The organism is Micromonospora sp. NPDC047738 (assembly GCF_040642675.1).
Classification (GTDB): Bacteria; Actinomycetota; Actinomycetes; order Mycobacteriales; family Micromonosporaceae; genus Micromonospora.
Map to the genome: position 1 here is coordinate 430,959 of NZ_JBEYSO010000001.1, position 21,466 is coordinate 452,424.

Annotated in this window: 21 protein-coding genes, 3 tRNA genes and 1 pseudogene; 9 read left to right on the forward strand and 16 right to left on the reverse strand. The window is 73.8% G+C overall.

Going from position 1 to position 21,466, the window contains the following annotated elements; all coding sequences use genetic code 11:
• Nucleotide 1: 1 nt before the first annotated feature.
• Entirely contained in the window at nt 2–232 is a 231-nt protein-coding gene (locus ABZ783_RS01980; RefSeq protein WP_357433777.1) for a hypothetical protein, read from the reverse strand.
• A gap of 275 nt (nt 233–507) precedes the next feature.
• On the opposite strand from ABZ783_RS01980, the gene ABZ783_RS01985 reads away from it, so the two are divergent.
• Both ABZ783_RS01985 and ABZ783_RS01990 read left to right on the forward strand, forming a co-directional pair.
• The gene (locus tag ABZ783_RS01985; protein ID WP_073832481.1) at nt 508–1,353 is read left to right on the forward strand and encodes a helix-turn-helix transcriptional regulator; all 846 of its coding nucleotides are present in this window, start codon (nt 508–510) and stop codon (nt 1,351–1,353) included.
• Nucleotides 1,354–1,359: 6 nt separating this feature from the next.
• Entirely contained in the window at nt 1,360–1,560 is a 201-nt protein-coding gene (locus ABZ783_RS01990; protein WP_357433780.1) for a DUF397 domain-containing protein, read from the forward strand.
• Nucleotides 1,561–1,579: 19 nt separating this feature from the next.
• On the opposite strand, the gene ABZ783_RS01995 is transcribed toward ABZ783_RS01990, so the two are convergent.
• The 5 genes from ABZ783_RS01995 to ABZ783_RS02015 form a co-directional block, all read right to left on the reverse strand.
• On the reverse strand, nt 1,580–2,632 hold the full coding sequence (locus ABZ783_RS01995) for an ROK family protein (RefSeq protein WP_357433782.1): 1,053 nt from the start codon (nt 2,630–2,632) through the stop codon (nt 1,580–1,582).
• 438 nt (nt 2,633–3,070) lie between these two features.
• Complete coding sequence (locus tag ABZ783_RS02000) at nt 3,071–3,856, reverse strand: putative protein N(5)-glutamine methyltransferase (protein WP_357433784.1); 786 nt, start codon at nt 3,854–3,856, stop codon at nt 3,071–3,073.
• A 280-nt stretch (nt 3,857–4,136) separates the two neighbouring features.
• Nucleotides 4,137–5,252 (reverse strand): cystathionine gamma-lyase, encoded by a 1,116-nt coding sequence (locus ABZ783_RS02005; protein ID WP_357433786.1) that lies wholly within the window; start codon nt 5,250–5,252, stop codon nt 4,137–4,139.
• 9 nt (nt 5,253–5,261) lie between these two features.
• Complete coding sequence (locus ABZ783_RS02010) at nt 5,262–6,269, reverse strand: NAD(P)H-dependent glycerol-3-phosphate dehydrogenase (RefSeq protein ID WP_357433788.1); 1,008 nt, start codon at nt 6,267–6,269, stop codon at nt 5,262–5,264.
• A gap of 76 nt (nt 6,270–6,345) precedes the next feature.
• Entirely contained in the window at nt 6,346–7,071 is a 726-nt protein-coding gene (locus tag ABZ783_RS02015) for a lysophospholipid acyltransferase family protein (protein ID WP_357433790.1), read from the reverse strand.
• A gap of 110 nt (nt 7,072–7,181) precedes the next feature.
• Between ABZ783_RS02015 and cofC the strand changes: the two are divergent.
• The 4 genes and pseudogenes from cofC to ABZ783_RS02035 form a co-directional block, all read left to right on the forward strand.
• Nucleotides 7,182–7,832, forward strand: a pseudogene (gene cofC, locus ABZ783_RS02020) (2-phospho-L-lactate guanylyltransferase); the annotation flags it as partial.
• A gap of 15 nt (nt 7,833–7,847) precedes the next feature.
• The gene (locus tag ABZ783_RS02025) at nt 7,848–8,045 is read left to right on the forward strand and encodes a cold-shock protein (RefSeq protein ID WP_241825032.1); all 198 of its coding nucleotides are present in this window, start codon (nt 7,848–7,850) and stop codon (nt 8,043–8,045) included.
• Between the two features lie 54 nt (nt 8,046–8,099).
• The gene (locus ABZ783_RS02030) at nt 8,100–10,394 is read left to right on the forward strand and encodes an RNA degradosome polyphosphate kinase (RefSeq protein ID WP_357433792.1); all 2,295 of its coding nucleotides are present in this window, start codon (nt 8,100–8,102) and stop codon (nt 10,392–10,394) included.
• Nucleotides 10,395–10,434: 40 nt separating this feature from the next.
• Nucleotides 10,435–11,316, forward strand: coding sequence for an NUDIX hydrolase (locus ABZ783_RS02035; protein WP_357433794.1), 882 nt, complete (start codon nt 10,435–10,437; stop codon nt 11,314–11,316).
• A 197-nt stretch (nt 11,317–11,513) separates the two neighbouring features.
• Here the strand turns inward: ABZ783_RS02035 and ABZ783_RS02040 are convergent, their stop codons facing one another.
• The 3 genes from ABZ783_RS02040 to leuC all read right to left on the reverse strand — a co-directional run bounded on the left by ABZ783_RS02040 (nt 11,514) and on the right by leuC (nt 14,414).
• Complete coding sequence (locus tag ABZ783_RS02040; protein ID WP_357433796.1) at nt 11,514–12,197, reverse strand: HU family DNA-binding protein; 684 nt, start codon at nt 12,195–12,197, stop codon at nt 11,514–11,516.
• A gap of 171 nt (nt 12,198–12,368) precedes the next feature.
• Nucleotides 12,369–12,956: a 3-isopropylmalate dehydratase small subunit gene (gene leuD / locus ABZ783_RS02045; RefSeq protein WP_357433798.1), complete on the reverse strand. Its 588-nt coding sequence runs from the start codon at nt 12,954–12,956 to the stop codon at nt 12,369–12,371.
• 15 nt (nt 12,957–12,971) lie between these two features.
• Nucleotides 12,972–14,414: a 3-isopropylmalate dehydratase large subunit gene (leuC, locus tag ABZ783_RS02050; RefSeq protein ID WP_357433800.1), complete on the reverse strand. Its 1,443-nt coding sequence runs from the start codon at nt 14,412–14,414 to the stop codon at nt 12,972–12,974.
• Between the two features lie 49 nt (nt 14,415–14,463).
• Here leuC and ABZ783_RS02055 point away from each other — a divergent pair, with 49 nt between their 5' ends.
• On the forward strand, nt 14,464–15,150 hold the full coding sequence (locus ABZ783_RS02055) for an IclR family transcriptional regulator (protein WP_073832469.1): 687 nt from the start codon (nt 14,464–14,466) through the stop codon (nt 15,148–15,150).
• Between the two features lie 175 nt (nt 15,151–15,325).
• On the opposite strand, the gene ABZ783_RS02060 is transcribed toward ABZ783_RS02055, so the two are convergent.
• From ABZ783_RS02060 to ABZ783_RS02075, 4 genes are all read right to left on the reverse strand, one after another.
• A tRNA-Glu gene (locus ABZ783_RS02060) sits at nt 15,326–15,401 on the reverse strand.
• Nucleotides 15,402–15,664: 263 nt separating this feature from the next.
• A tRNA-Glu gene (locus tag ABZ783_RS02065) sits at nt 15,665–15,737 on the reverse strand.
• 136 nt (nt 15,738–15,873) lie between these two features.
• Nucleotides 15,874–15,945: transfer RNA gene (locus ABZ783_RS02070), tRNA-Gln, on the reverse strand.
• A 106-nt stretch (nt 15,946–16,051) separates the two neighbouring features.
• Complete coding sequence (locus tag ABZ783_RS02075; protein ID WP_357433802.1) at nt 16,052–16,855, reverse strand: fumarylacetoacetate hydrolase family protein; 804 nt, start codon at nt 16,853–16,855, stop codon at nt 16,052–16,054.
• A 330-nt stretch (nt 16,856–17,185) separates the two neighbouring features.
• Here ABZ783_RS02075 and ABZ783_RS02080 point away from each other — a divergent pair, with 330 nt between their 5' ends.
• Both ABZ783_RS02080 and ABZ783_RS02085 read left to right on the forward strand, forming a co-directional pair.
• A complete protein-coding gene (locus ABZ783_RS02080; RefSeq protein WP_357433804.1) occupies nt 17,186–18,631 on the forward strand; it encodes a hypothetical protein in 1,446 nt (481 codons plus the stop codon).
• A 35-nt stretch (nt 18,632–18,666) separates the two neighbouring features.
• Nucleotides 18,667–19,557 carry a 3-methyladenine DNA glycosylase gene (locus ABZ783_RS02085; protein ID WP_357433806.1) on the forward strand — a complete coding sequence of 297 codons (891 nt, stop codon included), beginning with the start codon at nt 18,667–18,669 and terminating at the stop codon, nt 19,555–19,557.
• 144 nt (nt 19,558–19,701) lie between these two features.
• Here the strand turns inward: ABZ783_RS02085 and arfB are convergent, their stop codons facing one another.
• The 3 genes from arfB to ABZ783_RS02100 all read right to left on the reverse strand — a co-directional run bounded on the left by arfB (nt 19,702) and on the right by ABZ783_RS02100 (nt 21,421).
• Nucleotides 19,702–20,127 (reverse strand): alternative ribosome rescue aminoacyl-tRNA hydrolase ArfB, encoded by a 426-nt coding sequence (arfB, locus tag ABZ783_RS02090; protein ID WP_357433808.1) that lies wholly within the window; start codon nt 20,125–20,127, stop codon nt 19,702–19,704.
• A 9-nt stretch (nt 20,128–20,136) separates the two neighbouring features.
• Entirely contained in the window at nt 20,137–20,439 is a 303-nt protein-coding gene (locus ABZ783_RS02095; protein ID WP_357433810.1) for a hypothetical protein, read from the reverse strand.
• Between the two features lie 121 nt (nt 20,440–20,560).
• On the reverse strand, nt 20,561–21,421 hold the full coding sequence (locus ABZ783_RS02100; RefSeq protein WP_357433812.1) for a trypsin-like peptidase domain-containing protein: 861 nt from the start codon (nt 21,419–21,421) through the stop codon (nt 20,561–20,563).
• Nucleotides 21,422–21,466 lie beyond the last annotated feature (45 nt).

Consider the following 21,466-nt stretch of genomic DNA (forward strand, 5'->3'; position numbering starts at 1 on the left):
TTCAGTCCGGTTGCTCCGGGATTCGGGGGCGGCGCCCCACCGCGATGACCTTGACCCGTTGCCGCCCCGCCCGGACCATGCCCAGCGCCATGAAGGCGCCGGCGATCCGGTCCGCCGCCTCCCGGCTGTTCGCGCCGACCACCTGCCGGCGCCGCTCGGGGCTCGTCCGCTCGTTGCGCCCCAACCCTTCCATCGGGCGGACGTCGGTGAGGACCACGAGGAAGCGGGTCATGCCCGTCCACCCCCGCCCAGCGGGCGGCAGCCCGTCACCGTCATGCGATCCCCTCCCCGTGCTCTGGGCGGTAGGGGCACGCGGCGATCGGGTCGTGGGGGGAGTGAAAACCCGATCGCCGCGCGCCCCATCCCCTCCGGTCACTCACCACCACCGTCGCCACGACAACCGGTGGTGAGGACGCGAACACAGATTGACAGGTGGACACGCGTGAATGCAACTCTCATCGAACTTCTCTCATGCGCATCCTCCCCTTGATATGCGACCATCGATGCATGGCGCCGAAGACCGCCCGGGCCCGACGGCTCGGCATCGCCCTGCGTACCCACCGGGAGGCCGCCGGCCTGACCCTCGAGGCCGCGGCCGACGAGATCAACAGCACCCGGAGCACCCTGTCCCGGTACGAGAACGCGCAGACGCTGGTCAGCCCGGCCACCGTGCGCGCGCTGCTCACCCTCTACCGGGTCGGCCCCGACGAGATCGCCGCGGCGGTGCAGCTCGCCAAGGACGCCCGCAAGCCCGGCTGGTGGGTCTCCTACTCGTACCTGCTGGACCGGCGGACCATCGACTTCATCGCCCTGGAGGCGGAGGCGACCGGGATCGCCAACTTCGAGCCCTCGGTGGTGCCCGGCCTGCTCCAGACCGCCGACTACATCCGCGGCGTGATGCGCGGCGGCCCGCACACGCTCAGCGACGAGCAGGTGGAGCAGCGCGTCCACCTGCGCCTCGACCGGCAGCAGCGGCTCACGAGTGACGATCCGCCGATCCTCGACGCCATCATCGACGAGGGCGCGCTGCTGCGCCCGGTCGGCGACCGGTCCGTGATGGAGGGACAGCTACGACACTTGCTGAAGATGGCCGAACTGCCCAACATCACCGTGCAGGTGATCCCTCTCGCCGCGGGCTACCACCGGGGCACCCGGGGCTCGCTGCACATCCTGGAGTTCGCCGACCCCGAGGACCCGATCATCGCCTCGGTGGAGACGGTCGCCGGGCAGATGGTCCTGGACCGGCCGGGCGACCTGCGTACCTGCACCAAGATCATGGAGCACCTGCGGACCGTGGCGCTGAGCCCGCCGGCCAGCCGGGACCAGCTCCTCCGCCTGTTGAACGAGAGGTAGACCCGGATGAACGGCACGAACAGCCCCCGCCCGGCAGCGACCGGCTGGCGCAAGAGCAGCCACAGCGGCGACGAGGGCGCGTGCGTCGAGATGGCGTCGCTGCCCGAGGCCGTCGCGGTCCGCGACTCCAAGGACCCGGCCGGCCCGGTGCTGGTCTTCTCCCCGGCCGCCTGGACGGCGTTCACCGGCGCCCCACCGCGCGGCTGATCCCTGACCCGGCCGCGGGTCAGCCGGCGACCAGCGGGCCGGCGGCGGAGCCGGACCGGACCGCCTCCAGCGCCGCGATGGCCACCCCCCGCGCGCCGGCCATGTCCCGATCCGGCACCAGCGCGAAGGTGGCCACCGCGCGCTGCTCGGCGCGGAGCACCGTGTACTCCCGCACGGTGGCGAGGAACCAGTCGCGGAACTGCGGCGCCGCCTCCACCACGCCACCGCCGACGAAGTACGCCTGCGGGTCGGTGAAGTTCGCCGCGATGGTGAACAACCGGCCCAACGCCATCGCCTGCTGGGTGAACACCTCCCGAGCCAACGGGTCGCCCCGCTCGCCGTAGCCGCGCACCAGCTTCGCCGCCCGGCCCGGCGGCTCGGCCGCCAGCGGATGCCCCGGGAACCGGCCCAGCCAGTACGGCAGCAGGTTCCGCTCGATGGCGGTGAGCGAGGCGACGCTCTCCACGTCACCGGTGAAGCCGCAGGCGCAAACGGGGGGCGCCTGGCCCGGCGCCAGCAGCCCGTCGAGCGGGATGTGCACGTGCCCGAACTCCCCCGCCATGCCGGCCGCGCCGCCGACCACGCGGCCGTCCTCCACCACCCCACCGCCGAGCCCGGTGCCGACGATGGCGGCGACCGAGGAACGGCGCATCGCGTCCACGCCGAAGTGGACGTGGTGCGCGTACAGGGCCGCCGCGTTGCCGTCGTTGGCGTAGACCACCGGGAGGCCGAGCCGGTGCTCCAAGGCGCCCCGCACGTCGTAGCCCCGCCAGGCCGGCTGGGAGAAGTTGGTCGAGCCGCGCGAGGAGATGACCCCGGTGGCGCTCGCCGGGCCGGGGGTGTCCAGCCCGACGGCACGCACCAGTTCCCGAGGCACCCCGGTGCGCGCCACGATGCCGTCGAACGCCCGGGCCAGCGCCTCGATCGCCGCCTCCGGCCCGGCCTGGACCTCGCTCGGGATCTCCACCAGCCGGTCCACCAGGAACCGGCCGTCGACGGTCAGGACGGTGGCGTTGTTGCTGGTGCCGCCGTTGTCGAGACCCACCACCACCGGCACACCCGTGCTGCCCACGGCCACCCCTCCCCACCGAGCCTGGCCCGAGGCTAATTCGCCGTTCAGCGGCCCGCCATGCCCCGGACGGCCACTCGCCATCCGGTCCCCGCTCGACGGAAGCAACTCGCGTGGCCCCTGTTCGGCCGCAGCTCGCCATGGCCACCTGCCCCTCGCAGACGCTACGAACTTGATGTCGAAAATGGATCGGCGCCCGGCGTCGTGCATGGATCGGTGCCGGGGGGCAGGCTCGCCGCCGCGGCTGAATCGTTGACGACATCAAGTTCGTAGCGTCGGTCGGGATACACCGCGCTCGGACCGACGGCACCCTGCCGAGCTGGCTCCACCGGCCGCCGTGCGGGCGTGGCAGACCGACGCCCGGGGCGCCGGGCGGGAACAGAACGACGCCCCACTCCCGTAGCCGCCCGCCGGGCACCGCAGGGCCGGCCCGCGCGGCGCTCAGCCGGGCCGGCGGGCCGTGACGGCCGTGGCGTCCAACTCCTCGTCGTGCACCGCGGTCGGCACCAGGCCCGCGTCGGCCAGCACCCCGCAGAGCTCCTCGGCCTGGCCGGCGCTGGACTCCACGGCCAGGTGCCCGCCCGGGACGAGCCACTCGGCCGCGCCGGCCGCCACCCGGCGCAGCACGGCCAGCCCGTCGTCGCCGCCGTCCAGCGCCATCGGCGCCTCGTAGAGCCGCGCCTCCGCCGGCATCAGGGCCAGCGCGCCGCTCGGCACGTACGGGGCGTTCGCCACCACCAGATCCAGGCGGCCCCGCCACTCGGTCGGGATCGGCCCGAACAGGTCGCCCTGGTAGACGGGCACGCCGAGCGGGGCGAGGTTGCGCCGGGCGCAGGCCACCGCGGCCGGGTCGAGGTCGGCGGCGGCCAGCCAGCGGGGCGCGAGCCGGCCGTGCAGCACCAGCGCGGCGGCGCCGGACCCGCAGCAGAGGTCGAGCACGGCCGGTGCCGGACCGGCCACCGCCGCCGCCGCGGCGACCAGCAGGGCGGTCCGCCCCCGGGGCACGAAGACCCCCGGGTCGACGGCGATCCGCCGACCGCAGAACTCGGCCCAGCCGAGCAGGTGTTCCAGCGGCAGGCCGGCGACCCGGCGGTCGACCAGCTCGGTCAGGGTCGCGGCCGAGTCGGCGGCGGCGATCAGCAGGTCCGCCTCGTCCTCGGCGTAGACGCAGCCGGCGGCACGCAGCCGGGCGACGAGGGCGGGACGGTCGGGAGGGAACGGTGCCATGGCATGCCTTTCGGGAACGCTCGTCGGCGCTCCCGGCGTCGCCTAACCAGGGACGACGCGGATTCGGCGGGGAGCGCCGGTCCTTCGCTGGTGGATCGGGCTCACCTCCTCCGGTCGGGGCCGCGCGGGCCGTGGCTGTCCGTCACCTTAGCGGAGCTGACGCCGGCCGGCCGCCCCGGCACCGGCGCGCTGCGGTGTCAGTCCGCGCCGGGGTCAGTCCGCGCCGACGATCGGGCCGTCCCCGGGGTCGGGCCACGCTGGCGACCGAACCGTGCCGGGGTCAGGCCGCGCTGGCGTCCAGCGCGGCGGTCACGTCGGCCACCAGGTCGGCCGGATCCTCGATCCCGCAGGAGAGCCGGACGAAGCCGGGGGCGGTGTCGTCGCCCCACTGGGCCCGCCGGTCGGCGGTGGTGTGCAGCCCGCCGAACGAGGTGGCGGCGGCAACCAGCCGGGACGCGTCCAGGAACCGGGCCACCCGGGCGGCGTCGCCCAGGTCGAACGAGAGCACCCCGGGCATCCGTCGCATCTGGACCGAGGCGACCGGGTACGCCGGATCCTCCGGCCGCCCGGGCCAGCGCAGGCCGGTGACGTCGGCGCGGCCCGCGAGCAGCCGGGCGAGCGCCTCGGCGTTGGCGGTCTGCCGGGCCAGCCGCAGGTCCACGGTCGCCAGCGAGCGGTGCGCCAGCCAGCAGTCGAACGCGCCGGGAATGCCGCCGGTGGTGGTCCGCCAGGCCGTCACCGGGTCGAGCAGCTCGGCGGAGCGGGTCGCCACGTAGCCGAGCAGCAGGTCGGAGTGGCCGGTGAGCGCCTTGGTGCCGGAGGCGACCACCACGTCGGCTCCGAGATCCAGCGGGCGTTGCCCGAGCGGGGTGGCGGTGGTGTTGTCCACCGCGAGCAGCGCCCCGGCGGCGTGCGCGGCGGTGGCCAGGGCCGGCACGTCGGCCACGTCCAGGCCGGGGTTCGCCGGGGTCTCCAGCAGCACCAGGCGGACACCCTCGAACGAGGGGTACGGCCCGGCCGTCGGCACGAAGTGGACCCGCACCCCGATGCCCTCGAGGGTGGCGGTGGCGAACGCGCGGACCGGGAAGTAGCCGTCGGCGGGGAGCAGCACGGTGTCCCCGGGGCGCAGCAGCGCCAGCAGCAGCCCGGTGATGGCCGCCTGGCCGCTGGCGAAGACCCGGCAGTCCCCGCCCTCCAGCTCCCCGATGGCCGCCTCCAGCAGCCGCCGGGTGGGGTTGTCCGGCCGGCCGTACCCGTTGGGCGCCGCCGCCGGCCCCTCCCACGGGTCCAGGTGGTACGGCGCGGCGAAGACCGGCCCCGGTAGGAACGGTGCACCGGGCGCCGGGGCCGGCAGCCCGGCGTGCACGCTGCGGGTGCCGTCACCCCACTCGCTCATGCAGCCGCCTCACTCGTACGACTCGGGCTTCGCGGTCCGGCTCATCAGCGCGTCCACGGCGAGCCGCGGATCCATCCCCTCGTGGCAGATCCGCTCGATCTGCTCGGTGATCGGCATCTCCACCCCGTGCGCCCGGGCCAGGTCCCGGATGGCCAGGCAGCTCTTCACCCCCTCGGCGGTCTGCCGGGTGGCCGCCTGGGCCTGCTCCAGGGTCTCCCCCCGGCCCAGGTGCTCGCCGAAGGTGCGGTTGCGGGCCAGCGGCGAGGAGCAGGACGCCACCAGGTCACCCATGCCGGCCAGGCCGGCGAAGGTGATCGGGTCGGCGCCGAGCGCCACGCCCAACCGGGCGGTCTCGGCCAGCCCGCGGGTCATCAACATGGCCCGGGTGTTGTCGCCGAAGCCCATCGCGGTGGCGATCCCGTACGACAGGGCGATCACGTTCTTCACGGCTCCGCCCAGCTCGCAGCCGATCACGTCGTCATTGGTGTACGGGCGGAAGTACGACGTCCGGATCGACGACTGGACGAGGGCGGCCCGCCGGCTGTCGGTGCTGGCGACCACGGTCGCGGCGGGCTGCTCGGCGGCGATCTCCGGGGCCAGGTTGGGCCCGGAGACGACCACCACCCGATCGGCGGGCACCCCGGCGGTCTCCATGATCACCTGGCTCATCCGCTTGGTGGTGCCCAGCTCGATGCCCTTCATCAGAGAGACCAGCGTGGCGTCCGGATCCAGGTGGGGGGTCCACTCGGCCAGGTTGGCGCGCAGCGTCTGCGACGGCACGGAGAGCACCACCACCTCCGCCCCGGCGATCGCCTCCTCGGCGTCGCCCGTCGCGGTGACCCGGTCGGGCAGCCGGAGGTCCGGCAGGTAGTCCGGATTGCGGTGCTCGGTGCGGATCGCGTCGGCCACCGACCGCCGCCGGGCCAGGATCGTCACGTCCCGCCCGGCGTCGGCGAGGATCTTGGCGAACGCGGTCCCCCACGACCCCGCCCCCAGCACGGCCACATGCCCGCTCATACCGTCGCCTCCCTACGGTCGGCGACGCCATGAGGCACCACCGCGCTGAGCCGGCCAATTCGCTCGCTGCGCTCGCTCATTCACTCACCTCGCGGGAACGGGCGCGGGCGGGGCGCTCCCAGAGCGGTGGTGGGGTGCCGCCGCGAATCTCGGCGACCAGGTCACGGATCCGCAGCATGATCGTGTCGGTCATCTCCTCCAGCACCGCCCGGGTCGGCGTGGCGCCCGCCCAACGGCTCAGGTCGATCGGGGGCCCGGCGACCACGGTCACCGGGGTCCGCGGGCGCAGCCGCAACCGGGCCGCCCGCGGGTCGAACATCCGCTCCGGCCCCCACATGGCGACCGGGATCACCGGCGCGCCGGTGGCCAGCGCCAGCCGGGCCGCCCCGGTCTTGCCCTTCATCGGCCACAGGTCCGGTTCGCGGGTGGTGGTCCCCTCCGGGTAGATCACCACGGCGCCGCCCTCGCGGACCGCCGCGACCAGCTTGTCCAGCGACCTGGCCGCCTCGACCGAGCCGCGCTCCACCGGAATCTGCCGGCACCGGTGCAGGATCCAGCCGATCACCGGCACCCGGAACACGCTGGCCTTGCCGAGGAACTGCGGCCAGCGCCCGGAGTCGTAGATGAAGTGCGCGGAGACCAGTGGGTCGGCGTGCGAGATGTGGTTGGGCACGATGATCATGCCGCCGTCGCGACGCAGGTGCTCCATGCCCCGCCAGGTGCGCCGCGTCCAGACGTTCAACACCGGCTTGACCAACACCACGGCTAACCGTGGCCAGAATCCCACCTTCCGCCGCGCCACCCTGTCTCCTCCTCGCGCCCCACGCACCCACGCCCCGCGACGAAATCATGCCTGCTCGCCCTGGGTCCGGCCAGAGAGGGTACCGCCGTCCCCACTGGCAGGATGGTCACGTGCCCGAGCCGAGCTGGACCGTGGTGGTGCCGGTGAAACGCCTCGAGGCGGCGAAGAGCCGCCTGCGGGGCGCGCTGTCCGGCGTACCACACGAGGAGCTGGCGCTGGCGCTGGCGGCCGACACGGTCCGCGCGGTGCGGTCCTGCCCGGCGGTCGGCGAGGTGCTGGTGGTGACGGACGACTCGCGGGTGGCGGCGGAGGTGGCGGCGGCCGGCGCCCGGGTGGTGGCGGACCCCGCAGCCGGGCTGAACGCCGCCTTCCGGCACGGCGCGGCAGCCGCCGGCCCGCGCGCCGCGGTCGCCGGGCTCACCGCCGACCTGCCGGCGCTGCGCCCGGCTGAGCTGGCCGCGGCGCTGCGGGCCGTCCGCACCGGCCCGCCGGGGGTACGCGGGTTCGCGGCCGATGCCCCGGCCACCGGCACCGTGCTGCTCGCCGCGCCGCCCGGCGTACCCCTGGATCCCCGGTTCGGCCCGGGCTCGGCCGCGGCGCACGCGGCCAGCGGGGCGCGCCCGCTGCGCGGTGCCTGGCCCACGTTGCGCCGTGACGTGGACGTCTCGGCGGACCTGGCCGCCGCCGCCCGGCTGGGCCTGGGCCCGCGCACCGCCGCGCTGCTCGACGCCCGCGCGGCCGCCACCCCCGGCCGACCTGTCGGGTACGGTGCTGGCATGCAGGGCACGGTGGCCACCTACGACGCGGCGACCCGCAGCGGCGTGCTGCTCCTCGACGACGGCACCGAGCTGGCCTTCCCGGCGCGGGCCTTCGACGCCTCCGGGCTGCGGCTGCTCCGGCTCGGGCAGCGGGTCCGGATCGAGCGGGACGCGGCCGGTGCGGTCGTCCGGGTGACGTTGCCGACGATGGCCTGAGCAACCTGCCCCGAGTTCATTTTCCGTTCACCGGAATCGGGGAATCATGAGGGGGTGAGCACCCCTCGCGAGCAGCCCGAGAGCCCGCCGCACTTCCTGCACCCGACCGCGCCCCGCAACGGCGCCCCGGCCCGCGGCACCGACGGCCGCTTCCGCCGCGTCCGCGCACCCGAGGAGGACCTGCCCGTTGAGGCGTCGGCCCCCGACTCGGCGGGGCTGGAGGAGTCCCTCGACCCGGTCGAGGGGCCGGGTCCGGCGCCGGACGCCGCACCGCCGGCGGCGCAGCCGCTGCCCGAGGATCGTTTCCTCAACCGGGAGCTCTCCTGGCTCGACTTCAACGCCCGGGTGCTGGCGCTCGCCGAGAACCCGCGCACCCCGCTGCTGGAGCGGGCAAAGTTCCTGGCCATCTTCGCCAGCAACCTGGACGAGTTCTACATGGTGCGGGTGGCCGGGCTGAAGCGACGCCTCTCCGCCGGCCTGCCGGTACGCGGGGGTGACCGGCTGCCGCTGCGTACCCAGTTGGAGCTGGTCGCGGAGAAGACCGCGGACCTGGTCGCCCGGCACGCCACCTGCTTCGTCGACGAACTGCTGCCGAGACTGGCCGAGGAGGACATCCGGATCCTGCGCTGGAGCGACCTGGACGACCCGGAGCGGGAACGGCTGCGCACCTGGTTCCGGGAGCACATCTTCCCGGTGCTCACCCCGCTCGCGGTGGACCCGGCGCACCCGTTCCCGTACATCTCCGGGCGGTCGTTGAACCTGGCCGTGTCGGTCCGCGACCCGGACGGCGGATCGGAGCTGTTCGCCCGGGTCAAGGTGCCGAACAACGTACCCCGGTTCGTCCGGGTGGCCCGCGACCAGCCGGGCGTCCGGTTCCTGCCGCTGGAAGACCTCATCTCGGTGCATCTCGGGCAGCTCTTCTCCGGGATGCAGGTGGTGGAGTGCCACCTGTTCCGGGTCACCCGCAACGCCGAGGTCGAGGTGGACGAGGACCGCGACGAGGACCTGCTCCAGGCCCTGGAACGAGAACTGGCCCGGCGCCGGTTCGGTCCCCCGGTACGGCTGGAGGTGGCCGCGTCCATCTCCGACCACATGCTGGAGCTGCTCGTCCGCGAGCTGGACATGGACAGCCACGACGTGCTCCGGGTCCGCGGCCTGCTCGACCTCTCCGCGCTCTGGCAGGTGTACGGCGAGGCCGACCGCCCCGACCTCAAGGACCCGCCGTTCGTGCCGGCCACCCACCCCCGGCTCACCGAGGGCGAGGTGCCCCGCAGCGTCTTCGCCACCCTGCGCGACGGCGACGTGCTGGTGCACCACCCGTACCACTCGTTCGCCACCAGCGTGCAGCGCTTCATCGAGCAGGCCGCCGCCGACCCGAACGTGCTGGCCATCAAGCAGACCCTCTACCGCACCAGCGGCGATTCCCCGATCGTCGACGCGCTGGTCGACGCGGCGGCCGCCGGCAAACAGGTGGTGGTGCTGGTCGAGCTGAAGGCGCGCTTCGACGAGGTGGCGAACATCGGGTGGGCGCGCACCCTGGAGCGCGCCGGCTGCCACGTCGTCTACGGCCTGGTCGGCCTGAAGACGCACTGCAAAACCGCCCTGGTGGTACGCCAGGAGGGCAACCAGATCCGCCGCTACTGCCACATCGGCACCGGCAACTACCACCCGAAGACCGCCCGGCTCTACGAGGACTTCGGCATGCTCACCGCCGACCCGGAGATCGGCGCCGACCTGACCGACCTGTTCAACGTGCTGACCGGCTACAGCCGGCAGACCGCGTACCGGCGGCTGCTGGTGGCCCCGCAGGGCATCCGCAGCGGCCTGATCGAGCGGATCGAACGGGAGGTCGCCCATGTCCGGCTCGGCATGCCGGGGCTGGTGCAGTTCAAGGTGAACGCCCTGGTGGACGAGGAGATCACGGACGCGCTCTACCGGGCCTCCCAGGCCGGTGTCCACGTCGACCTGCTGATCCGGGGCATGTGCACGCTGCGCCCGGGGGTGCCGGGGCTGTCGGAGAACATCCGGGTCCGCTCGATTCTGGGCCGGTTCCTGGAGCACTCGCGGATCTTCCGGTTCGGCAACAACGGCGACGCCGAGTTCTGGATGGGTTCGGCCGACCTGATGCACCGCAACCTGGACCGCCGGGTGGAGGCGCTGGTGCAGGTGAGCGACCCAATCGCCCGGGCCGAGCTCGACCAGGTGCTGACCGCCGCGTTCAGCCCGGACGTGGACGCCTTCGAGCTGGCCGGGGACGGCAGCTGGAGCCGGCGTACGGGCACCGAGGAGGCGCCGCTGACCCACCTGCAGGAGCTGCTGCTGCACCGGGTCGGCGGGACGGCGAGCTGAGCGGCCCACGGCGGGCACGGATCGCGCATACGGTGAGCGGATGACGGACGACGAGCCGGTGCGGATCCGGGCGGCGGGCGGCGTCGTCTGGCGCCCGGCGGCGGCCAGCGTCGAGGTCTGCGTGGTGCACCGCCCCCGGTACGACGACTGGTCGCTGCCCAAGGGCAAGCTGGATCCCGGCGAGCACCCGCTGCGGGCGGCGGTCCGCGAGGTCGCCGAGGAGGCCGATGTCCGGGCCGTGCCGCAGGTCCGCCTGCCGACGATCCGCTACCGCAGCGAGGGCCGGCCGAAGGCGGTCGACTACTGGTCGATGCGGGCCGTGGCGGAGGGCGGCTTCCAGCCGGACACCGAGGTGGACCAGGTGCACTGGCTCCCCGTCGACGAGGCGGTACGCCGGGTCAGCTACCCGCACGACGGCGAGGTGATCGCCGCGTTCGCGGCGCTGCCGCCGGTGACCGCCACCGTGCTGCTGGTCCGGCACGGGCACGCCGGCAGGCGGGGCACCTGGACCGGCCCGGACGCCGGCCGGCCGCTGGACGCGGAGGGCTGGGCCCAGGCGCAGGCCCTGGCCGAGCTGGTGGCCCTGGTTCGCCCGGTACGCCTGCTCGCCGCCTCGGCCCGGCGCTGCGTGCAGACCCTCGACCCGGCGGCCGCCCGGCTCGACCTGCCCATCGAGGTGGCCGGTGACCTGGACGAACCGAAACCCGGCCAGCAACCGGACGAGTGCGTGTTGGCCGCGGCGGCCCGGCTGACTGAGCTGGCCGAGGCCGGCGACCCGGTCGCGGTGTGCAGCCAGGGCAAGGTGATCCCGGGCATGCTGGAGCGGCTGACCGGCGGGGCCGGCGACTTCACCACCCCGAAGGGCGGCGGCTGGCTGCTCGCCTTCACCGGCAGCCGCCTGCTGGCCGCCGACCGGCTGTAGGGGAAGAGCCCCCTGGCTGGCGCCGCCGTTGTGGAGACCCACCACCGGCACGCCCGTGCTGCTCCACGCGGTTGCCGGTGGGTGGCGGGTTCGGCGCGCGGACTGCTCCGGCCGGTCGACCGCGCCGCCGGTCTCCGGCGTACCCATGGAAAAGGGCGCCCACCGCGAGCGGTGGGCGCCCTTTTGGGCCGGTACGGTCAGCGCCGCGTGGCGGTCTTCTTGGCCGGCGCCTTCTTCGCGGGTGCCTTCTTGGCGGCCGTGGTCTTCTTCGCCGCCGTCGTCTTCTTCGCCGCCGTGGTCTTCTTGGCCACCGTCGTCTTCTTGGCGGCGGTGGTCTTCTTGGCCGCGGCGGTCTTCTTCGCCGCGGCGGTCTTCTTCGCCGCGGTCGTCTTGGCCGCGGCGGCCTTCTTCGCCGGCGCGGCCTTCTTCGCCGCGGTCGCCTTGGCCGCCTTCGCCGCCGTGGTCTTCTTGGCGGCACCGGCCGCGGCGGTCTTCTTCGCCGCGGTCGCCTTGGCCCCGGTCGCCTTGGCCCCGGTCGCCTTCGCTCCGGTGGTCTTGGCTGCGGCGGCGGCAATCTTCTTGGCAGCGGCCGTGGCCTTCGGCACCTTGCCGCTGGCCACCATCTCCTTGAAGCCAGCGCCCGGGCGGAAGGTCGGGACGGAGGTCTTCTTGACCTTCACCGCCTCGCCGGTCCGCGGGTTGCGCGCTGTTCGGGCGCCCCGGACACGCTTTTCGAACGCTCCGAATCCGGTGATCGCCACCTTCTCGCCCTTGGTGACCGCCCCCTGGACCTCAGCGAGGACCGCGTCGAGCGCGGCCGTCGCCGTCTTCCGGTCCCCCAGGCGAACGGCGAGCGCCTCGATGAGCTCGGCCTTGTTCACGACTTCCTCCCGATTGTGCAACTGACTCGACGCGAGCCATTCTGCGCGCACGGTATGCCCTGTGCTGCCGGGACACAAACATTCGGTGGAAAAAAGGCCTTGTGTCGTAACGGATTCGCCCCCACCGGCGAACCGGTGGGGGCGAAAACCGATGTGCGCTCGGGCGTACGGCTACGCCACCGAGGGCAGGAACGACGGCCGGGACGCCTCGTACGCGCCGATCTCGGCCTCGTGCCGGAGGGTGAGTCCAATGTCATCCAAGCCCTCCATCAGCCGCCAGCGGCTGTGGTCGTCCAGCGGGAAGGCCCAGGTGGCGTCCCCGGCGCGGACCTGGCGGGCGGTGAGGTCGACCGTGACCGGGGTGGTGGGGTCCGATTCCACGAGATCCCAGAGTTCCGCCACGGCTTTCAATTCCAGCTCGACCGGAAGGAGGCCTTCCTTCAGCGCGTTGCCACGGAAGATGTCGCCGAAGCGAGGAGAGATCACAGCGCGGAAGCCCCAGTCCCGCAGGGCCCACACGGCGTGCTCCCGTGAGGAGCCCGTACCGAACTCGGGGCCGGCGACCAGAATCGACGCTCCCGAATAGGAGGGATCGTTGAGGACGAATGACGGGTCCTCCCGCCACGCGCTGAAGAGCCCGTCCGCGAACCCGGTCCGGGTCACCCGCTTGAGGTACACGGCGGGGATGATCTGATCGGTGTCCACGTTGGACCGGCGCAGCGGCACCGCGGTGCCGGTGTGGGTGGTGAACTTGTCCATCTCTCGGCTGCCCTTCTACAGGTCGGCGGGGGCGGCCAGCCGGCCGACCACGGCGGTGGCGGCGGCGACCGGCGGGGATACCAGGTGGGTACGCCCGCCCCGGCCCTGGCGGCCCTCGAAGTTGCGGTTGGAGGTCGAGGCCGAGCGCTGGCCCGGCGACAGGGTGTCCGGGTTCATCCCGAGGCACATGGAACAGCCGGCGAAGCGCCACTCGGCGCCGGCGTCGGTGAAGACCTTGTCCAGCCCCTCCGCCTCGGCCGCTTCGCGCACGGCGGCGGAGCCGGGGACCACCAGCATGCGTACGCCGTCGGCCACCTGGTGTCCGCGCAGCACGTCGGCGGCGGCGCGGAGGTCCTCCAGCCGGCCGTTGGTGCAGGAACCGACGAAGACCACGTCGACGGCCAGGTCGCGCAGCGGGGTGCCGGGCTTGAGGTCCATGTATTCCAGGGCCCGGCGGGCGGCGGCCCGCTCCGGCTCGGTGACGAACTCCTCCGGGTCCGGCACGGCGGTGCCGAGCGGGGCGCCCTGACCCGGGTTGGTGCCCCAGGTGACGAACGGCGTGATCCGGCTGGCGTCCAGGGTCACCTCCGCGTCGAAGGTCGCCCCGTCGTCGGTGGGGAGCGTCTTCCAGTACGCCACCGCGGCGTCCCAGTCGGCCCCCTGCGGCGCGTTCGGCCGCCCCTTCAGGTACGCGAAGGTCGTCTCGTCCGGCGCGATCATGCCGGCCTTGGCGCCCCACTCGATGGACATGTTGGCGATGGTCATCCGCCCCTCCATGGAGAGGTCGCGGATCGCCTCGCCCCGGTACTCGACGATGTGGCCGCGCCCACCGCCGGTGCCCACCTGGGCGATCAGCGCCAGCACCAGGTCCTTGGCGGTGACGCCGGGAGCGAGCTGGCCGGTGACGTTCACCGCCATGGTCTTCGGGCGGGCCTGCGGCAGCGTCTGGGTGGCCAGCACGTGCTCCACCTCGCTGGTGCCAATGCCGAACGCGAGCGCGCCGAAGGCGCCGTGGGTGGCGGTGTGCGAATCGCCACAGACGATCGTCATGCCGGGCTGGGTGAGACCCAGCTGCGGGCCGATGACGTGCACGATGCCCTGGTTCTCGTCGCCCAGCGGGTGCAGCCGTACGCCGAACTCGGCGCAGTTGCGGCGCAGCGTCTCGATCTGTGTGCGGGAGGTGGGGTCCGCGATCGTGAGCAGGTCGCCGCGCCGGGACCGGAACGCCGGGTCGTCGTACCCGGTCGGGGTGTTGTGGTCCTCGGTCGCGATCGTCAGGTCGGTACGGCGGACCCGGCGACCGGCCAGGCGCAGCCCGTCGAACGCCTGCGGGCTGGTGACCTCGTGGAGCAGGTGCAGGTCGATGAAGAGCAGATCCGGCTCGCCGTCGGCGGATCGGACGACGTGCGCGTCCCAGACCTTCTCGGCCAGGGTCCTCGGTTGAGTGACTCCCACCATCTGGACATCCTAAATTCTGGGAGGTATGTTTCGGCTTGTGGGACACAGTATGAGCGGTGTCGGCGTTCTCGACAAGGCGGTGGTCATCCTGGCCGCCTGTGTCGACGGCGCCAGCCTGGCCGAACTCGTTGAACGCACCAAGCTGCCCCGGGCCACCGCGCACCGGCTGGCGCAGGCGCTGGAGATCCATCGGATGCTGGTCCGGGACACCCAGGGGCGCTGGCGCCCGGGCCCCCGGCTCGGCGAGTTGGCGAACGCCGCGCCGGACGTCCTGCTCACTGCGGCCGAGCCGCTGCTCGCCGCGCTGCGCGACGCCACCGGCGAGAGCGCCCAGCTCTACCTGCGCCGCGCCGACGAGCGCATCTGCGTGGCCGCCGCCGAGCGGGCCAGCGGCCTGCGGGACACCGTGCCGGTCGGCTCGGTGCTGCCCATGACGGCCGGTTCCGCGGCGCAGATCCTGCTCGCCTGGGAGCCGCCCGAGGCGGTCATGCCGCTGCTGCCCCGGTCCAAGTTCACCGGCCGCACCCTGGCCGAGGTACGCCGCCGCGGCTGGGCGCAGAGCGTCGGCGAGCGGGAGGCGGGTGTGGCGAGCGTCTCGGCTCCCATCCGCGACCGTACCGGCCGGGTGATCGCCGCGATCAGCATCTCCGGCCCGATCGAGCGCCTCGGCCGCCGCCCCGGCGAACGCCACGCCATGGCCGTGGTCCGCGCCGGCCAACGCCTCTCCGGCCTCTAACCCCCACCCTGCCCCCTCCCCTCCCCCAATCGCCGCGTTGATCAAGAAGTTTGCGTCGCCGATCGGGGCGTCGGTGACGTAAACCTCTTGATCACCAGGGGCGGGCGGGGAGCGTGAAGGGTGGGCGGGAACGGCGAACGGCCCGCCCACACCAGGTGGGACGGGCCGTTGAGCGTGGTAGCCCCGACCGGATTCGAACCGGCGCTACCGCCTTGAGAGGGCGGCGTCCTGGGCCGCTAGACGACGGGGCCAGGCACTTTTCCTGCTTCACCGCCCTGACGAGCGGTGCGGGGTTAGTCTAGCGGCACGCCCGGCGGGCACGGCAACGGGGATGGCCGCATCCTCCCGCCGCGCCGAGTCCGGCACCGGCAATCTGGGGCTGGCGACAACGCCCCGCTCCGGCGCGAACGACAGGCCGCCCGGTGCGGAGGCCAACGGCCGGCCGGGTACGAGCGGCAACACCGCCGGACACGAAACAGCCCGCCCCACGAGGTGGGACGGGCTGCCGACGACGTAGCCCCGACCGGATTCGAACCGGCGCTACCGCCTTGAGAGGGCGGCGTCCTGGGCCGCTAGACGACGGGGCCAGAACTATCTGCTTCCTCACCCGCTCGGTGAGGAAGCTGCACTCTATCAGAGATCACCTGCCGCCCCTCGCGCGAGGAGCGGAGCAAACTCCGCCAGAATCCAGCGTCCGAGGATTCTCACGAACCCGCGGCTGCGCTGGGGTACCAGGACTCGAACCTAGACTAACTGAACCAGAATCAGTCGGGCTGCCAATTACCCCATACCCCATTGGCCCCTTGCGGCGCCGGGAATGAACTTTACCCTCCCGGTGCCGGCAGGCCAAATCCAACCCCTCGAACCGCACCTGACCTGCGGAAACGAGACGTCGGACGCATCAGGCGACCGGCACCACCGGGTTGGTGAGTTCGCCGATCCCCTCGATCCGCACGGTGACCGTATCCCCGTCGGTGAGCGGGCTAACCCCCGCCGGGGTGCCGGTCAGCACCACGTCACCCGGGAGCAACGTCATCACGTGGGAGATGTACGACACCAGGGCCGGCACGTCGAAGACCATGTCCTTGGTCCGGCCGAGCTGGCGTACCTCCATCTCCTCGGGATCGCGACCCACCTCACAGCGGATCTCCAGGTCGGAGACGTCCAGCCCGGTCGTGATCCACGGACCGAGGGGGCAGAACGAGTCGAAGCCCTTGGCCCGGGTCCACTGCCCGTCGGAGCGCTGGAGGTCCCGGGCGGTGACGTCGTTGGCGCAGGTGTAGCCGAAGATGGCCCGCTCGGCGGCGGCCCGGTCGGCCCGGCGCGCCCCCGGGGCGCCGATCACCACGGCCAGCTCCGCCTCGTGCTCGACCTGCTTGGAGAAGATCGGCAGGCGGATCGCGTCCTGCGGACCGATCACCGAGGTGGACGGCTTCAAAAACAGCAGCGGCTCCTTGGGCACGTCGCTGCCGTGCTCGGCGGCGTGCTCGGCGTAGTTGCGGCCGACGCAGACCACCTTGCTCGGCAGGATCGGTGAGAGCAGCCGCACGTCGGAGAGCGCCCAGCGGGCGCCGGAGAACTGGATCTGCCCGAAGGGGTGCCCGTCGATCTCGGCGATGGTCAGGCCCTGCGGCCCGGCCTCCGGCTCGCCCTCGACGGCCCCGAACGACATTCCCTTGGCATGAGCAAAACGAGCGATACGCACCCGGCCAATCTATCCCCGCCACCGGCCGGCCCACGTCGGGCGCGGCCGGCCCGCCGCGCGGCTCCGCCGGACACCGGCCGCCACGAGCCACCGGCCCGCCTCCGGACCAGGCGGCGGGCAAGCCCGCCGGGCGCCGGGCGGGCCCCGACGGCGTGCGGTTCCGCCGGGCGCCGGAACGTCGCCGGACCGGGCGAGCCAGCGTACGTGGCCGGCGGCGGGCCGGGGCGAAAATGCCGACTTCGTACCCACCCGGCGGGGCCGGGCCCATAGCTTCGGGTCCGGAGGTGCGTTCGTATGCCTGCATCGAGACGGCACCACAGGACCCTGGCAGTGATCGTGAACTGCCTCGGCGTGCTCGCCGCCGTACCGGCGCTGCCCGGCACGGCACCCCGGGCGGCGGCAGCACCCGCCCAGCCGGGACCGGCCGCGGCGGCACCCGCCCCGGCGGAGCGCGCCACGCCGATCCCGACCGGGATGCCCGCGGCGCCGCCCGCGGTGCCGCCGGCGAGTCCGGCCCCGATCCAGATGTCCAAGCCGCCGGTCACCGTGGCGATGACCGCGGCCAACACCCCGGCGCCCGGCTACCAGATCGAGGTACGCAACGCCGGAAACACGCCGGTCGACACGACCGTACGGCAGGAGCTGCCGGCCGGGTCGCAGGCGACCACGGTGACCGCCGGCGGTCGGGCCACCCGCGCGATCGGGTCGTCCGGCGTGAACGAGGTCACCTGGCGGCTGCGGTTGCCGGCGCGGAGCACCACCACGTTGCACACCGCGCTCAGCACGACCACCCAGGGGCGGTCGGTGACCGCGCCGGCCTGCGCGTACGGGACCGACGGGACCCGGCCGTACGACTGCGCCACGGCGACCTGGACGGGACCGGGCGTTCCCGTGGCGAAGGTGACCGCGGCCCCGGTGTGGCGGCGACCGCCGGTGCTGCTGGGCGCGCTCGCCGCGGTCCTGGTCGTCACCGTCGGCGTGCTGTTGTGGTGGTGGCAACGCCGCCGGCAGCGCTCCCGCGTGGCGACGGGCGCCGGCGATCCGGCCCTCGCCCGCGGGGCGGGTGGCCCGGCCAGCCCCGGCCCGGGTGGCCCGGCAAGCCCCGGAGCGGGCGGCCCGGCGGCGGGTGCCCCGGCAACCCGTGGGACGGGCGGTCCGGTGCACCCCGTAGCGGGCAGCCCGGCGGGCCGCGGGACTGTCTACCCGCGCCGGGCCATGCCATCGCTGCCCGGGCAGCGCCGCAAGCCGCCGGTCTGGCTGCTGGTCGGGGTCGCGGCGGCGGTGCTGGCCGGCCTGGTCGGGGTGGGCGCCTGGACGGCCACCCAGCGGGTCTCCGCGATCGACACCAACAAGCAGCCGACCAGCGGCGCGTGGATCGGCCGGAGCGTCACCGGGGCGCTCGGCGTCCCGCTGCGGGAGGCGGCGTTCGAGTTCACCGTCTACCGGGTGGCCTGCGGCACGCAGGGCCTGCCCAGCGCCCAGGCGGGCGGCCGGCAGTGCCTGGCCACGGTCGGGGTGCGCAACCTCACGCAGGGCGAGCAGACCTGGCACGGTCAGCTGCAACGGGCGTACCTGCCGGGCGGCAACTGGGTTGCCGCCGACGAGGACGCCACCCGGGTGGCCAACCTCGGGCGGGACGTCTTCGCCCAGCCGGTCGCCGCGGGTAGCCGGGTGCTCCTGCCGCTGGTCTTCACCGTGCACGGCACCGACCCGCCGAGGCAGTTGGAGCTGCGCAGCGGGGTCTTCTCCGCCGGCGTGCGGGTGGACGTGCCCTGACCCGGGGTTCGGGCGGCGGTCGTACCCTGGGGTCCGTGACCGCCGCCCTCGCCCCCGCCACCGTGCTCGACGCGGCCGACTGGCAGGCCCGGCGGCGGGCTCACGAGGAGCGGACGGACGCCTGGCTGACGCCGCACCTGGCCCGCCGGCGCTCCGGGGTGAAGCACCCGGTGGAGGACTTCCTCTTCACCTACTACTCGTACCGTCCGGCGCAGTTGCGCCGCTGGCACCCGGGCGCGGGCGTGGTGCTGCGCGACGCGGACCCGGCCGAGTTCGGTCGGGACTACCGCGCGGGCGCCGACGGCCTCACCCTCGACACCGGGCAGGTACGCGCCCGGCGCGTCGAGTCGATCACCTGGATCCGTACGCTGCTCGCGGCGACCGCCGGCCGGCCGGCCCAGTTCGGCTGCTTCGGCCTGCACGAGTGGGCGATGGTCTACCGGCAGACCCAGGACGAGGTACGGCACAACGCCTGGCCGCTGCGGCTCAGCCCGGCGGCGACCGCCGCCGTGGTGGAGGAGCGGGGCGTGCGGTGCAGCCACTTCGACGCGTTCCGCTTCTTCACTGCGCCGGCCCGGCCGCTGAACCTGCTCACCCCGACCCGGGAGAGCCAGCACGCGCTGGAGCAGCCGGGCTGCCTGCACGCCAACATGGACCTCTACAAGCATTCCTACAAGCTCTCGCCCCTGGTCCCCTCGGAACTCGTAGCCGACTGCTTCGAGCTGGCGAGAGCGATCCGGACCCTGGACATGCGGGCCTCTCCGTACGACCTCACCGAGCTGGGCTACTCGCCCGTCAGAATCGAGACCATCGAGGGCCGGCACGAGTACGTGCTGGCACAGCGGTCGTTCGCGGAACAGGCCGCGCCGCTGCGCACGCGCCTGATCGCGGAGTGCGACCGGCTCCTGGCCGCCTCGGACGGCTGACCAACGCTCTCAGTCACTCAGCTGCCAGAAGCCGGCGCGAGCAGCTGGGCTGTCCGACGGTGCGGGTGGGGAGACGTCGACGGGCACCGGCGCATTCTGGTCGGCGGCCCGGTGGGCCGCAAAATCGTTTCCGCGCCGGGCCGGTCAGTCGCCGTCCATTCGGCGGTCGCGCTTGCGCTGGGCCTGGCGCTTCTTGTCGGCCAGCCGGCGCTCCTTCGCGGCGCGGGACGGGCGGGTCGGGCGGCGGGGCTTGGCGGGCGGGGCGACCGCCTCCCGCAGCAGGCCGGCCATCCGTTCGCGGGCCGCCTCCCGGTTGGCCAGTTGCGCCCGGTGCTCGCTGGCGGTGACGGTCAGCACGCCGTCGACCAGCCGCCCGGCGAGCCGGTCCAGCGCGCGGGCCCGCAGCGGCTCGGGCACGCTCGGTGAGCCGGCCAGGTCGAAGCTGAGCTCCACCCGGGAGTCGGTGGTGTTGACCCCCTGCCCGCCCGGCCCCGACGAGCGGGAGAAGCGTTCCCGCAGCTCGCCGGCGGGGACCACGAGCCGGTCGGTCACCCGCAGTCCGTCGTCCACGCCATGAGGCTATCGCCCGCCCCGGTGACTCGGCGTGGGAGTTACGGTCGGGGTGGGCGTCGGCCCGGCCCGCTCGTGGTCCGACCCGACCGCCGCGTACGCGGCCGCGCCGACAAGCAGCAGGGCGATCACGCCGAGCTTGGTGATGACCGCGCGGATCGCCAGCCAGGCGGTCCGCCGGGTGCCCGGGACGATGTTACGGGCGGTCTTGTAGTCCTTCCAGCCACGCTTCGCGCGGGCGTAGGACGCGCCGACGCCGGCGCCGATGACCAGGCCCACCAGGAGGAGGGCCGCAATGACAGCTTGCTCCACCCACGCCAGTATCCATACTCAGCGTAATATTTCCATGGCCCGATGGTCCCACGCCGGATATCCGACAGTTCACCCCGATGCGGCGCGATGGTCCGGTAGGGCGGCGCAGGTCAACGTCCGGTCAGCCGCCCCGGCCGATGATGGTGTCGGCGGTCTGCTGGACCTGGTCGATCGGGATGGCGAACCCGATGCCGATCGAACCGGTGCCGTCGATGGTGGCGATGGCCGTGTTCACCCCGACCACCTCACCCCGCGCGTTGACCAGCGGGCCACCCGAGTTGCCCGGGTTGATCGAGGCGTCGGTCTGCACCGCGGTGTGCCGGCCGTTGCCGATGCGTACCTGACGGTTGAGCGCGCTGACGATGCCGGCGGTCACCGTGCCGGACAGGCCGAGCGGGGAACCGACCGCGAGCACCGGCTCGCCGACCCGGGTGGTGTTCGGCTTGGCCAGCGGCAGCGGCGACAACCCGGCCGAGGCGGGCACCTTGAGCACCGCCAGGTCGCTGCCCGGCTCCCGACCCACCACCTCGGCGGTGAACCGCCGGCCGTCGGAGGTCTCCACGGTCACCGGACCGGCGCCCCCCTTGGCCAGGATGTGGTCGTTGGTCACGATGTGCTGCTCGTGGTCGATGGCGAAACCGGAACCGCTGGCCGACGCCCCGGACCCGCTGCCGACCATCACCGAGACCACCCCCGGCACGGTCTTCTCGGCCGCGGTGACCAGTTCCGCCGGCACCGGCGCGGCGGACGCCGCCGCGGGCCCGGGCGCGTCCCGGCCGGCCACCCAGCTGCCGGCCGCCGCACCGGAGACCGTCGACAGGGCCACCACCGCGAGCGCGGTCAGCATCCGCCCGCGCCAGCCACGCCGCCCCGGACCCTGCTCGGACCCGGGTACGTCCCAGCGCCCGCGCCCGTCCGGATCCAGCTCGGGCGAGACGAACCACGGGCCGCGTGGCTCGCCGAGTCCGGTCTGCACTGCCATACCTGGCTCCTCACGTGTCGTGCCGTCGTCGCGGACGGGTGGTAC